This is a genomic window from Pseudomonas sp. WS 5412, assembly GCF_012985615.1.
GTDB lineage: Bacteria > Pseudomonadota > Gammaproteobacteria > Pseudomonadales > Pseudomonadaceae > Aquipseudomonas > Aquipseudomonas shahriarae.
The window spans coordinates 48,649-62,542 of record NZ_JAARMB010000005.1; the positions used below are offsets into that span (position 1 = coordinate 48,649).

General features: G+C 60.1%; 12 protein-coding genes. 4 read left to right on the forward strand and 8 right to left on the reverse strand.

All coding sequences use genetic code 11. The features are described from left to right. Window positions 1-6 precede the first annotated feature (6 nt). The 5 genes from ssuD to HBR94_RS08825 form a co-directional block, all read right to left on the reverse strand. A complete protein-coding gene (ssuD, locus tag HBR94_RS08805; protein ID WP_057440430.1) occupies window positions 7-1,155 on the reverse strand; it encodes an FMNH2-dependent alkanesulfonate monooxygenase in 1,149 nt (382 codons plus the stop codon). Between the two features lie 25 nt (window positions 1,156-1,180). Continuing rightward, entirely contained in the window at window positions 1,181-2,149 is a 969-nt protein-coding gene (locus HBR94_RS08810) for a sulfonate ABC transporter substrate-binding protein (RefSeq protein WP_057440431.1), read from the reverse strand. 93 nt (window positions 2,150-2,242) lie between these two features. Further along, window positions 2,243-2,836, reverse strand: a complete 594-nt coding sequence (ssuE, locus tag HBR94_RS08815; protein ID WP_057440432.1) for an NADPH-dependent FMN reductase — start codon at window positions 2,834-2,836, stop codon at window positions 2,243-2,245. 316 nt (window positions 2,837-3,152) lie between these two features. Then, entirely contained in the window at window positions 3,153-3,791 is a 639-nt protein-coding gene (locus HBR94_RS08820; RefSeq protein ID WP_057440433.1) for a peroxiredoxin, read from the reverse strand. 281 nt (window positions 3,792-4,072) lie between these two features. Further along, window positions 4,073-5,398, reverse strand: coding sequence for an OprD family outer membrane porin (locus tag HBR94_RS08825; RefSeq protein WP_057960930.1), 1,326 nt, complete (start codon window positions 5,396-5,398; stop codon window positions 4,073-4,075). A 369-nt stretch (window positions 5,399-5,767) separates the two neighbouring features. Between HBR94_RS08825 and tauA the strand changes: the two genes are divergently transcribed. Beyond that, window positions 5,768-6,754, forward strand: a complete 987-nt coding sequence (gene tauA, locus HBR94_RS08830; RefSeq protein ID WP_170044523.1) for a taurine ABC transporter substrate-binding protein — start codon at window positions 5,768-5,770, stop codon at window positions 6,752-6,754. A gap of 133 nt (window positions 6,755-6,887) precedes the next feature. Here tauA and argA read toward each other — a convergent pair whose 3' ends face one another. Together argA and argE are read right to left on the reverse strand one after the other, a co-directional pair. Then, complete coding sequence (gene argA / locus HBR94_RS08835) at window positions 6,888-8,186, reverse strand: amino-acid N-acetyltransferase (protein WP_032858930.1); 1,299 nt, start codon at window positions 8,184-8,186, stop codon at window positions 6,888-6,890. A gap of 135 nt (window positions 8,187-8,321) precedes the next feature. Continuing rightward, on the reverse strand, window positions 8,322-9,470 hold the full coding sequence (gene argE / locus HBR94_RS08840; RefSeq protein ID WP_169960088.1) for an acetylornithine deacetylase: 1,149 nt from the start codon (window positions 9,468-9,470) through the stop codon (window positions 8,322-8,324). 160 nt (window positions 9,471-9,630) lie between these two features. Here argE and HBR94_RS08845 point away from each other — a divergent pair, with 160 nt between their 5' ends. Continuing rightward, window positions 9,631-10,998 (forward strand): CYTH domain-containing protein, encoded by a 1,368-nt coding sequence (locus tag HBR94_RS08845; RefSeq protein ID WP_057960932.1) that lies wholly within the window; start codon window positions 9,631-9,633, stop codon window positions 10,996-10,998. A 94-nt stretch (window positions 10,999-11,092) separates the two neighbouring features. Here the strand turns inward: HBR94_RS08845 and HBR94_RS08850 are convergent, their stop codons facing one another. After that, the gene (locus HBR94_RS08850; RefSeq protein ID WP_057440435.1) at window positions 11,093-11,563 is read right to left on the reverse strand and encodes an Lrp/AsnC family transcriptional regulator; all 471 of its coding nucleotides are present in this window, start codon (window positions 11,561-11,563) and stop codon (window positions 11,093-11,095) included. A 127-nt stretch (window positions 11,564-11,690) separates the two neighbouring features. Here HBR94_RS08850 and HBR94_RS08855 point away from each other — a divergent pair, with 127 nt between their 5' ends. Together HBR94_RS08855 and HBR94_RS08860 are read left to right on the forward strand one after the other, a co-directional pair. Further along, window positions 11,691-12,026 carry a hypothetical protein gene (locus HBR94_RS08855; protein ID WP_057960933.1) on the forward strand — a complete coding sequence of 112 codons (336 nt, stop codon included), beginning with the start codon at window positions 11,691-11,693 and terminating at the stop codon, window positions 12,024-12,026. Window positions 12,027-12,110: 84 nt separating this feature from the next. Then, entirely contained in the window at window positions 12,111-13,862 is a 1,752-nt protein-coding gene (locus HBR94_RS08860; RefSeq protein ID WP_115129239.1) for a GspE/PulE family protein, read from the forward strand. Window positions 13,863-13,894: the final 32 nt, after the last annotated feature.

Consider the following 13,894-nt stretch of genomic DNA (forward strand, 5'->3'; position numbering starts at 1 on the left):
GGCGCCTCAGCTCTGCGACGCGGCTTTGGGAAGAATGTCGTTGGCCACCATTTCGCCAAACGGGCTGACGTAGCCGGCGCTTTTCGGCAGCTCGGGACGTTCGATATCCAGGTGCGGGAACAGCAGCTCCGCGACCCGGTACGACTCTTCCAGGTGGGGATAGCCGGAGAAGATAAAGGTGTCGATGCCCAGGTCCGCGTACTCCTTGACCCGCGCCGCCACGGTCGGCCCGTCGCCCACCAGCGCCGTGCCGGCACCGCCACGTACCAGGCCGACGCCGGCCCACAGGTTGGGGCTGACTTCGAGGTTGTCGCGACTGCCACCATGCAGGGCGGCCATGCGTTGCTGGCCCACCGAATCAAAGCGCGCCAGGGATGCCTGGGCCCGCGCAATGGTGTCGTCGTCCAGATGGGAGATCAGTTTGTCGGCGGCTTTCCATGCCTCCTCGTTGGTTTCACGCACGATCACATGCAGGCGAATACCGAAGCGCACAGTGCGCCCGAGCTTGGCCGCCTTGGCCCGCACCTGTTCGATTTTTTCCGCCACCGCAGCCGGCGGTTCGCCCCAGGTCAGGACCATTTCCACTTGTTCGGCTGCCAGGTCCTGGGCCGCTTCGGAAGAGCCGCCGAAATACAGCGGCGGCCGAGGTTGCTGGATCGGCGGGTACAGCAGCTTGGCGCCTTTGACGCTGATGTGCTGGCCGTCGTAGTCCACGGTTTCGCCTTCCAGCACGCGACGCCAGATGCGGGTGAATTCCACCGAGGCCTGGTAACGCTCCTCATGGCTGAGGAACAGACCGTCGCCGGCCAACTCCTCCGGATCACCGCCGGTCACCAGGTTGAACAGCGCCCGGCCACCGGACAGCCGGTCCAGGGTCGCCGCCTGCCGCGCCGCCACCGTCGGGGAAATGATCCCGGGGCGCAGAGCGACAAGAAACTTCAAACGCTGGGTCACCGGGATCAACGAGGCGGCCACCAGCCACGAGTCTTCGCAGGAGCGTCCGGTAGGGATCAACACCCCGCCAAAGCCCAGGCGATCAGCGGCCTGGGCCACCTGTTGCAGATAGCCGTGATCCACGGGACGAGCGCCTTCAGCGGTGCCCAGATAATGGCCGTCGCCATGGGTAGGCAGGAACCAGAAAATAGTGAGGCTCATGGAGTTGTCTCCTGAAGAAATCGGATTACGGCGCTTTGGCAACGCTCGCAGGTGGCGTCCAGATCACGTCCTTGATGCTCAAGGGCTTGGGAATCAATTTGAGTTGGTAGAAGCTGTCGGCGATTTTCTGCTGGGCGGCGACCACTGCCGGGGTGAGGAACAGCGCACCGTAGCCTTGGCGCTTCACCGAAGTCAGGGTGATGTCAGCCGGCAGGCCGAGCAGCGGTGCGACTTGCTCAGTGACTTCCTGAGGGTTGGCCTTGGACCATTCGCCCACGGCGCGCACTTCCTCAATCAGCGCCTTGATCACCTCGGGGTGTTTTTCGGTGTAAGGCTTGGTGGCCAGGTAGAACTGGTGGTTATCGGCAATGCCGGTGGCGTCACGCAGGGTGCGGGCTTGCAGTTGCTTCTCGGCAGCCGCCTGGTAAGGGTCCCAGATGACCCAGGCGTCGACACTGCCACGCTCGAAGGCGGCACGGGCGTCGGCGGGTGGCAGGAACACGGTCTGTACGTCGGTGTATTTCAGGCCCGCGTCTTCCAGGGCGCGCACCAGCAGGTAATGCACGTTGGAGCCCTTATTGAGCACGACTTTCTTGCCCTTGAGCTCGGCCACCGATGTGATCGGCGAGTCCTTGGGTACCAGGATGGCTTCGCTGGTCGGCGCTGGCGGTTCGTAGGCCACATAGAGCAGATCGGCACCGGCGGCCTGGGCGAACACCGGCGGAGTCTCGCCGGTGACGCCAAAGTCGATGGAGCCCACATTCAGCCCTTCAAGCAACTGCGGGCCGCCGGGAAATTCGGTCCACTGCACGTTCACGCCCTGGTCCGCCAGGCGTTTTTCCAGGGTGCCCTTGGCTTTGAGCAGCACCAGGGTGCCGTACTTCTGATAACCGATCCGCAGGGTTTCTGCGGCTTGGGCTTGAACAATGGCGCCGAAGGACACAGCCGCAGCAAACAGTGCGACCAGGCCCCGACGCAAGATGACAGTGCGCATGGCGCTCTCCAAATTGACGATGAGGGTTGTGGCTGCACCTGCTTGGCCGTTGGCGGCTGAGTAAGGTGAGGGTTTCTGGTATTCGGGTTCGGCTTAGATGCTCCAGCGAGCACTCAACAAACGTTCATTCAACACATGGGGGTCCAGCGGTTGCGGGCGGCGAGCCATGGCGCTGTAGAACTGCTCGAGGGCTTCGCTCAAGCGTTGCTCAAGGATCGGCACCAACTGCGCCTGGGCACTGCCTTCGCCGTAGGCGATCTGGCTGTCTTCGGCAAAAATTCCGTGCAGCAGCTCCTGGGCTTTCAGCGCCGACAGTACTGGTTTCAAGGCGTAATCCACCGCCAGCATGTGGGCAATGCTGCCGCCGGTGGCCATGGGCAACACCACTTTGTGGGCTAGGGCCCGTTCCGGCAGCAGGTCGAGGACGGTTTTCAACGCGCCGGAAAACGAGGCCTTGTACACCGGCGTGGCAATCACCAGACCATCGGCATTGGCCACTTGGGCCAGCAGGTCGAGCACCTTCGGGCTGTCAAAGCGGGCATACAGCAAATCTTCGGCCGGGAAGTCCCGCACCTGATAACTCACCACTTCCACACCTTGCTGCTGCAACCAGCGCCGGGAATGATCCAGCAAGACCCCGGAGCGGGAACGCTGACTGGGACTGCCACCAAGTGTTACGACCAGCATCTGGAGTTTCCTTGAGCAAGTGTCGGCGGTTCGCAGTGCAGCGATGGCGCCAAGATGGAACAGACCATATCAGCAGATTTATATATCTATAAATCTTATTTATTCATTTGTTTATTCTTAAATTGCATATGAGAAAGAGCATTCGGCGGGCGAAAAAAAAGGCCGTCGAAACGGCCTGAAAACCCCTGCTATGTGAGTCCTGAAATGCGATTAACTTGTGGGAGCGGGCTTGCTCGCGATTGCGGCGTATCAGTCAGCACATTTCTTGCTGAACCACCGCATTCGCGAGCAAGCCCGCTCCCACATTGGATTCGGGTTACCGGTTGGGCTGCGGGGTCAGCCGCAGATAGGGCTTAACCGCACGATAGCCCTTGGGAAAGCGTTTCTTGATCTCTTCCTCATCTTTGAGCGAAGGCACGATCACCACCTCATCACCGTCCTGCCAGTTGGCCGGCGTCGCGACCTTGTAGTTGTCGGTCAGCTGCAGCGAGTCAATGACCCGCAGGATTTCATGGAAGTTACGCCCGGTGCTGGCCGGGTAGGTGATGGTCAGGCGAATCTTTTTGTTCGGGTCGATCACGAACAGCGAACGCACGGTGAGGGTGTCGTTGGCGTTGGGGTGGATCAGGTCGTACAGGTCCGAGACCTTGCGGTCGGCGTCCGCCAGGATCGGGAAGTTGACGACGGTGTGCTGGGTCTCGTTGATGTCCTCGATCCACTTGTGGTGGGAGTCCACCGGATCCACCGACAGGGCAATGGCCTTGACCCCACGGTTGGCGAACTCGTCCTTGAGCTTGGCGGTAAAACCCAGCTCGGTGGTGCACACCGGGGTGAAGTCCGCCGGGTGGGAAAACAACACACCCCAGCTGTCGCCCAGCCACTCGTGGAAACGAATCTTGCCAGCGCTGGAATCCTGTTCAAAGTCGGGGGCGATATCGCCCAGTCTGAGGCTCATGGTGTGGCTCCTGATGAGTGCTTATGGGAACCACTGTGCCTGTGCTGAAGAATTTTTAAAAAGAATAAATATCAATTTATTTAGACGATAAAGGAATATTAAAAGTCTGTTCACTGGACCGCGGCAGAGGCGTAGACCAACATGCACCCAAGGTTCGAGAAGGCCTTGAGACGCTGTAAAAAAGAGGGATTCAGGAAGGGCTTGCGGGGGTGAGCCTGACTTGTGCAAAACGAGCAAAAAAAAACCTCGCGTTTATCGCGAGGTTTTTTTCTTAACTTGGCTTACAGGAAGCTGTAAGTGTAGTTAAAGATCAGGCGAGTCTGATCCTGATCCTGAATGCCGGTACCGCTACCGCGGTAGACACCATGACGCAGCGTAGTACCGAAACCTTTCAGCGCGCCCTGTTGAATGGTGTAGTCGACACGCATATCGCGTTCCCACTCGGACTGATCGCTGCCACCGTTCTTGGCTTTGATGTTGTCGCCATGCAGGTAAGCAATCGAGGTTTTCAAACCTGGAACGCCCAATGCAGCGAAGTCATAGGAGTACTGGCCGAAGGTGGTGTTTTCACCCGCACGCACGAAGGAGTTGATCATGCTGTCGGTGAAGAGGTAGAAACTGGAACCCCCGGCACCTTCGTTACGGCCATTGCCGTCAACCACACCGCCCTGGTTCAACCAAACGAAACCGCCGTCATCGTTGACGCGCTGGTGACCGACCATGAACGCGCTGCCACCCAGGGAGTAGGTGAACATGGCGCTCCAGGTTTTGTTATTAACCTCGCCAGCATCCTTCGCGTAACCACCATTGTTGTTGAACTGGTAGCCAGCCTGACCGTTCTTACCGTCGGAGCTGCTATCGAAGTAGCGCACGTCGGTTTTGAACGACTGGCCTTCGGTGATCGGGTAGACGTGAACCAGACCCAGGAAGTGCTGCTTATAGAAGTCTTCCAGGTTGGCGTAGTAGTACTGCAAGGTCAGGTCTTTGGTGACCTTCCAGTCAGCACCACCATAACGGAACTGGTTGCTTTCCTGACTAGCACCGGCAACAGACAGGCCCGTGCTGTTGGTCGAAGCACGCCCGGTAGCGTGCTCAAGCTGACCGGCGTTGAACGTTACATTGTCGATTTCTTTGGAGGTGATAGTGCCACCGTCAAAGGTTTGTGGCAGCAGACGACCATCGCTTGCGATCACGACCGGCAGGTTTGGCGCCAGAGCGCCACCCAGGTGGGCTTCGGTCTTGGAGAAGCGAGCTTTTACGTTGGCGCTTGCGCTGCTCCAACTGCTCACGGCCGAACCGTCGGTGTCGCTTGGAACAAAGGAGTTGCTGTCTGGGTGGTGACCACGGCCACCGTCCAGGTGAAAGCCGACCAATGCCTGGGCATCGATACCAAAGCCAACTGTGCCCTCAGTGAAACCAGACTGGACGTTGAACTTCAGGCCAGTGGCCGTTTCGCGCTGGTCAGCACCGCCTTCGCGTTGATCGTTATCAAAATACAGGGTCCGAGAACTGACGGATGCCTTGGTGTCTTCAACAAAACCAGCGGCGCCTGCTTGCTGAGCCAAAACCCCAGCCGCGATGGCGAACGCCAATGTGGACTTCTTCATGTACCGCTCCTCTCGTTTCTAATTTTTGTAGTTCTTTGGTCTCGGGTCTGACGCCCTCGATCCACAGATGCGCGATTAGCGCCAGATAGTGACTGACAAGTCAATCGTAACCTTGTGTGTCTACTACTTTCGTCTAACCGCAGTTGATTTGGTCCTTGCAGGGTAATGAGTTTTTCATACACCCAAAAAGAATTATTTCATCCTTTTTCATACCATTCAGGAATAACACCTTCCATGGAGCAACCAGCCCGCAGTGGGGTATCGCTCCATAAGCTAATTCCTAAAGGGTATTTGTTGGCCATTTTTTAGATCGTTTAGTGTGAGCAGAATCCCGCACACGTCACTCACGATCAAAAAGGCGACGCCATCATGGCCAAACGCGCATCCTCTAGTCAATTTGTTACAGTTTTACTATCGCTTACACTTTCTATTGGCGTGCAGGCAGCCAACCTCACCATCGGCTACCAGACCGGCATCGATCCGAGCAAAGTGCCCCAGGCCGATGGCCTTTACGAACAAGCCATTGGCGAGAAAATCGACTGGCGCCGCTTCAACAGTGGCCCGGAAGTCATCACCGCGATTGCCTCAGGCGATGTGCAGATCGGCAATCTCGGCTCCAGCCCGTTGGCGGCCGCCGCATCCCGTAATCTACCCATTGTGGCGTTCATCGTATCGGCTCAAATCAATAGTTCTGAAGCTTTGGTAGTGCGTAACGGTAGCCAAATTGACGCACCCAAGGACCTGATCGGCAAAACCATTGCCACTCCTTTTGTCTCCACATCCCACTACAGCCTGCTCGGGGCCTTGAAACACTGGGGCCTGGACACCCGCCAGGTGAAAGTGGTGAACCTGCAACCGGCGCAAATTGCCGCAGCCTGGAAACGCGGGGATATCGACGGCGCCTTTGTCTGGTCGCCGGCCCTGGGAGAAATCCGCAAGACCGGCAAGACGTTGACCGACGCTACCGAGGTGGGCCAATGGGGCGCGCCGACGTTCGAGGTGTGGGTAGTGCGCAAGGACTTTGCCGAGAAACATCCGGAGGTCGTGGCCAAGTTTGCCAAGATCACCCTGGATTCGTTTGCCGACTATGCAGCCAATAAAAGCAGCTGGACGGTGGATTCCGCCCCGGTGCAAAAGATCGCCCGGTTGACCGGCGCAAACGCCGCAGACATCCCCGAACTGCTGGAAGGCAGCACCTTCCCCGATGCACAGGCGCAGCGAACCGAAGCCTTGCTCAATGGTGGGACAGCCAAGGCCATTGGGGAGACGGCGAAGTTTCTTAAGGAACAAGGGAAAGTAGAGACCGTGTTACCGGACTATTCGGCCTATGTGACCGGAAAATTCATCAAAGAATAAACCCGGACAAAGAATGTGGGAGCGGGCTTACTCGCGAAGGCGGTGTGCCAGTCAATAAATGCGCTGACTGACACACTGCCTTCGCGAGCAAGCCCGCTCCCACATTAGGTATTGGGTGTACCGAATACCGTGTTTACAGGGTCTTTTCGAAGATCTTTGAGTTACGCTGGAAGTTGTACAACGAGGCCCGCGCCGACGGCAGGCGATCCACGCTGCTCGGCACAAAGCCGCGCTCGCGGAACCAGTGGGCGGTGCGGGTCGTCAGCACGAACAAGGTCTTCAAGCCTTGGGTGCGGGCGCGGGTTTCGATGCGCTCCAACAGCTCATCGCCACGGCCGCCATGGCGATACTCCGGATTGACCGCCAGGCACGCCAGTTCGCCAGCATCCGAGTCGGCAATCGGGTACAGCGCAGCGCAGGCGATGATCATGCCTTCGCGTTCCACTACGCTGAATTGCTCGATTTCCCGCTCCAGCACTTCCCGGGAGCGGCGTACCAGAATGCCCTGTTCTTCCAGCGGGCTGATCAGGTCCAGCAAGCCGCCGACATCTTCAATCGCCGCCTCACGCACCAGCTCGAACTGCTCCTGGGCCACCAGGGTACCGCCGCCGTCGCGGGTAAAAAGCTCGGTCAACAGCGCACCGTCCTCGACATAACTGACGATATGGCTGCGCCCCACGCCCCCACGACAGGCCTCGGCCGCCGCATCCAGCAGTTCGGCCTGGTAATTGTTGCCCAGGCGCTGCAGGTGCGCCGGTACTTGTTGCGGGCGCAGTTCGCGCACCAGCCGGCCGTTTTCGTCGATCAGGCCCAGGTCTGCGCCAAACAGCAGCAACTTATCAGCGCCCAGGTCGATGGCAGCGCGGGTGGCCACATCTTCACAGGCCAGGTTGAAAATCTCCCCGGTCGGCGAATAGCCCAGGGGCGACAGGACGACAATGGAGCGTTCGTCGAGCAGGCGGTTGATACCCTTGCGGTCGACCCGGCGCACTTCGCCGGTATGGTGGTAGTCGATGCCGTCCAGCACGCCGATAGGCCGCGCGGTCACCAGGTTGCCGCTGGCCACCCGCAGGCGTGAGCCCTGCATCGGCGAGGACGCCATGTCCATGGACAGCCGCGCTTCGATAGCGATACGCAGGTGGCCGACCGCGTCGATCACGCACTCCAGGGTCGCGGCATCGGTGATGCGCATCCCATCGTGGTAATGCGGGGTCAGGCCGCGAGCGGCGAGGCGGGTTTCGATTTGCGGGCGCGAACCATGCACCAGTACCAGGCGCACGCCGAGGCTGTGCAGCAGCACCAGGTCATGGACGATATTGCCGAAGTTGGGGTGATCCACACCATCACCCGGCAGCATGACCACAAAGGTGCAGTCACGGTGGGCATTGATGTAGGGCGAAGCGTGACGAAGCCAATTGACGTATTCGGGCATAAAACCTGGGCCTGTAATAAAAAGCAGCCAAAAAAGGATGAATCGCTAAACGCACAGCGGGCTGATGGTTATCGTCGGAACAGGCTTGGCGACACGCTCGCTCTCCTTTTAAGTACGGGATGCAATGGGGTTAATTTATGCAGGCTTGAGGCAGTAATGTTCAATCAATTCCCGCAATAGACGCACTGTAGGCGTCAAGCGTGACATTTCAAGGTACTCGCCCGGCTGGTGGGCGCAGGCGATGTCCCCAGGGCCGAGTACCAGGGTTTCACAACCAAGGCGCTGAAGATAAGGCGCTTCAGTGCCGAACGCTACTGCTTCGGCACGATGACCGGTCAATCGTTCCGCGACCCGCACCAGTTCGGCGTCTTCAGGCTGCTCGAAGGGCGGTACTTCGGGGAACAGCGGCGCGTAGTCGATCTGCACCTGATGGCGCTCGGCGATGGGCCGCAGTTTCTGGCGGATAGCCTCGCGTAACACCTGGGGATCCATTCCGGGCAAGGGCCGCAGGTCGAACTCCAGGGAGCACTGGCCGCAAATGCGGTTGGGGTTATCGCCACCGTGGATGCAGCCGAAATTCAAGGTCGGCTGGGGCACACTGAACTGTGGGTTGCGGTACTCCCGCTGCCAGGCCAGGCGCAGGCCGCGCAGCTCGCCCATGGCGTCATGCATGGCTTCGAGGGCGCTGTGGCCCAGGCTCGGGTCCGACGAATGGCCGCTGCGGCCGAGGATATCAATGCGTTCCATCATCACGCCTTTGTGCAGGCGGATCGGCTTGAGGCCTGTGGGCTCGCCAATCACCGCGGCACGCCCCAGCGGGCGTCCGGCTGCAGCCAGGGCGCGGGCGCCGGCCATGGAACTTTCTTCATCACAGGTGGCGAGAATCAGCAGCGGCTGCTTGAACGGTTGATCCAACAGCGGCAGGACCGCTTCGATGGCCAGCGCGAAAAACCCCTTCATGTCGCAGCTACCCAGCCCTACCCAACGGCCGTCGACTTCCGTCAGCTTCAGCGGATCGGTCTGCCACAGCGCTTCATCGTACGGCACCGTATCGCTATGCCCCGCCAGCACCAGGCCACCGGGGCCGCTGCCGAAGCTGGCCAACAGGTTGAATTTGCCGGGGCTGACTTGCTGGATATCGCAGGCAAAACCCAGGTCGCCAAGCCAGGTGGCAAGCAAGTCGATCACCGGGCGGTTGGTCTGGTCGAGAGACGCTTGGGTACAACTGACAGAGGGCGCGGCAATCAGGGCGGCAAATTGTTCTTTCATGGACGGTAAAGGCATGCGCTGTCTCTCAACTTCCACAGATGAAACCCATCATAGAACCATCTGCGCTGCACAATAAACCCGTTGCGGCACGTTGCCCGGCTCAGTCCTGTACACTGCACGACCTTGGCAGCCACCTATTCTCCCGGCTGCACTCCCGATCCTGGATGTTCCGGCCATGCAAAAAGAAACCGAAATCAAGCTCCGCGTCAGCCGCGAGACCCTCGCCGCGCTGCGTGAGCACCCGCTCCTGAAAAAACGCAACAAAAGTGGCTGGGAACGCCGTGAGTTGATGAACCAGTACTTCGACACCCCCGAGCGCGACCTGGCCCAGGCCAAGGTTGCCCTGCGCCTGCGCAAGGATGGCGACGAAGTGATCCAGACCCTCAAGACCCGCGGCCACAGCGTTGCCGGCTTGTCGGAGCGTAATGAATACGACTGGAAACTGGCCAAAGCCAAGCTCGACGTGAAGAAACTCGACGGCGAATGCTGGCCCGAGCAACTGGCCGAGCTGGACAAAAAGACCCTCAAGCCGATCTTCACCACCGACTTCGTGCGCGAACGTGCCGAGATCGCCTGGGGCCGTGGCAAGGCCAAGGTGGTGATCGAAGCCGCCCTGGACCTGGGCCATGTGATTGCCGGCAAGCAGAAGGAAGAAATCTGCGAGCTGGAGCTGGAGCTGCGCGAAGGCGAACCTGCCGCCCTGCTGGAACTGGCTGCCGAACTGGCCCAGACCCTGGCGCTGATGCCCTGCGATATCAGCAAGGCCGAGCGCGGTTATCGCCTGTTCGACGCCAACAGCTATTCCCTGAGCCTGCCGGCCCCGCAACTGCAACCAGAAATGCCCCTGGACGACGCCTTCGCCGCGCTGACCTGGCATTTGCTGGGCAGCAGCCAGCGCCTGGCCGAACAGTATCGTTTCAACGGTCACTGGCGCCTGTTGCAGGACTGGGTAGACAACCTCGCCGAAATGCGCGCCCTGATCGGCAGCCTTGGCCAGGCCGCGCCACGCCAATCCACCAGCGAACTGCGCAGCGCCCTCGACGCCCTGCTGGAAGACTGGCGCCCGCTGGTCCAGGCCGGTGAAGACGATGAAGACGTGCGCAAGGCCGCGCCGGAACAGTTCCTCGAAGAATTGACCGACGTGCGCTGGGGCCTGTTCTCACTGAACACGTCCCGCTGGCTGCTGGCCCGCACCTGGACCCTGGAGCGCAATGTGCGCGGCAACCGCCAAGGTGCGGCCCAGGTCGCCAACTGGCTGCCACGCCTGCTGGCCGACGAAGCCGTCGCCCTGCGCCTGCCGCGCTACCAGCAACAGCCGGAAGACCTGGCCGAGCAACTGCCGCGCATCGAGCGTCTGCAGGCCTGGCTGCACCATGCCCGTCACCTGCTGGAGGTTCCAGAACTGGATCGCTTGTACGGTGAACTGAACAAGTTGGCGGCACTGGCCAACCAGCCGATCACCGATGAGTCGCTGGATGCGCGGATGCATCAGGTGATTGCGGTGTATCAGAACCGTGCCTGGAAGACCTTGTTGCGCATGTAAGATTGCTTTCGCGGGCAAGCCCACACACATTTGACCGAGCTTTCTAAAGTAGACCGGTTTGAAGGTGGGCTTGCCCGCGATGACACCCGCCCTCTCACCGCAACACTGGCAGACTGGTAGTGGACTTGATCTCCGACAGTGCCACAATCGAGTTGACCTCCTGTATCCCCGGCACCATCGACAGTTTCTCGAAGAAGAAACGCTCATATGCCTCGATATCCGAGGTGACAATGCGCAGTAGAAAATCCACCGACCCCATCAGCACATAACACTCCAGCACTTGCGGGAACCCGCGAATCGCCTCGGTGAATTCCGTGAAGTTGGAACGCCCGTGGGCGTTGAGTTTGACCTCGGCAAAGATCTGCGTGTTAAGGCCGATTTTCTTGCGGTCGAGCAACGTCACCTGGCCTCGAATCACCCCCTCCTCCTTGAGCCGCTGGATCCGTCGCCAGCAGGGCGACTGCGACAGGCCGACCTGTTCGGCAATCTGCGCGCTGGAGAGCGACGCGTCTTCCTGGAGCAGCGCCAGAATCCGGCGGTCGTAGATATCCAACTCACTGTGCATAAAAATACCTTTCAATCCATATTCTGCGAATTGCCTGATTCATTTATAAGGCATATCACTCCAACATAGATAAGAAATACCCCACAGCCCATGTAAAAATTTCTCCAGTCAAACTCGGAGAACGGCCATGCATTCAGTCCCCGCCAGCCCAGCCACGCGCCTCGACGCCTGGGCAGTCAGCAACAGCCATTGCCAGGCGCGCTATCAGATCCTCGCCGAGGCTGAACCCGATGTGCTGTGTCGGATCCTCAATTACTTCGCCTTGCAGTTTTTGGTGCCACAACAGGTGAGCGTGACACGCGACGAAGACCTGCTGAACATCGACGTGGTGATGGATGGCCTGAGCTGGCACCGCGCCCAGGTGATCGGCGAAAAACTTCGTAACCTGATCAGCGTGTGCTCGCTCGAACTGCAACCCGTTGAATCCACGAGGCTGCAAACCGTACAGGCAGTGGCGCAGTAAAAAGCGGCAACAACCCTCGGGGCGACAGCAACCAGGACCGGACTAGCCTTGGCGCTACCACTTGAAACCGCCCAGGAAACCACCATGCCCGCTGCGCCAGAACTTCAGGATCGCAGGCTTTGCCTCGACGAACTGCTGCCCGCCCTCACCGCCCACGGCATGCTCGACAACGCCCTGGCCGAGCGCTTGCGGCGCACCCCGGGCAATGGCTTGCACCCGCTGGAATTGCTTGCCAACCAGTCACTGCCCGATCCCGCCCGGCCCGGCATGGCGCTGTCCCTGGAGCAACTGACGCAATGGCTCGCCAGTCATGTGGGGCAACCCTATCTGCGCATCGACCCGCTGAAAATCGACGTAGCAAGCATGGTGCCCCTGATGTCCCACGCCTTCGCCCAGCGCCACCATATCCTTGCCGTCGCCCTTGATCGCGACAGCGTGACGGTGGCCAGTGCCGAACCGTACCTGCGAGAGTGGGAGGCCGGCCTGGCCCACGTGTTGAAACGCTCGATCAAGCGCGTACTGGCCAACCCCCAGACGATCCGCAGTTGTACCCAGGAGTTCTTCCGGCTGGCCCGGTCGGTCAGCGGGGCCGACCAGACCACCCCCACGGCGGTCCCTGCCGAACAACTGCTGCACCTGGGTGCCGGCGACCAGGAGCCCGATGCCAACGATGCGCACATCGTCAACATTGTCGACTGGTTGCTGCAATTTGCCTTCGGCCAACGCGCCAGCGATATCCATATCGAACCCGGCGGCGACCAGGGCCGCGTGCGCTTCCGTATTGATGGGTTGCTGCACGATGTCTATCAGTTTCCGCCCCAGGTCACGACCGCCGTGGTCAGCCGCCTGAAAAGCCTCGGCCGGATGAATGTCGCCGAGAAGCGCAAACCCCAGGACGGCCGGGTCAAGACCAAAACGCCCACGGGTATCGAAGTGGAACTGCGCCTTGCGACCCTGCCCACGGCCTTCGGCGAGAAGCTGGTGATGCGGATTTTCGATCCCCAGGTACTGCTTCAGGACTTCCCGCAGTTGGGACTGTCGGCCGATGACCTGCAGCGCTGGCAACATATGACCGGCCAGGCCAACGGTATCATCCTGGTCACAGGCCCCACCGGATCAGGCAAGACCAGCACGCTCTATACCACCCTGCGGCAGCTGGCGACCCGCACGGTCAACCTGTGTACGGTGGAAGATCCGATCGAGATGGTGGAGCCCGCCTTCAACCAGATGCAGGTCCAGCACAATATCGACCTGACCTTTGCCAGCGGCATCCGCGCGCTGATGCGCCAGGATCCGGACATCATCATGATCGGCGAGATCCGCGACCTGGAAACCGCTGAAATGGCGATCCAGGCGGCATTGACCGGCCACCTGGTGCTGTCGACCCTGCACACCAACGACGCCCCCAGCGCGATCAGTCGCCTGCTGGAACTGGGCATCCCCCATTACTTGATCAAGGCCACATTAATTGGGGTCATGGCCCAGCGTCTGGTGCGCCGGTTGTGCCCGCACTGTAAAAGCCCGGTGGCACTGAACCAGGACGATTGGCGCAGCGCCACCCAGTCCTGCACGCCGCCCCCCGCCAGCGTATACCGGGCCAACGGATGCGCAGAGTGTCGGGAAAGTGGCTATCGTGGACGCATCGGGGTCTACGAGATCATGCTGATGAATGACGCGGCGAAGGCCCTGGTCAGCGCCGATACCGATCTGCAGGCATTGCGTCGCGAGGCGCTCAAGGGCGGCATGCACAGCCTGCGATTGTCGGGCGCCCACAAGGTTGCGGCGGGGCTGACCACCCTGGAAGAAGTGTTAAGGGTCACGCCTGCGAACGAGTAAACCGTTCTTATCTGCGACAAGCCCGTTACAAT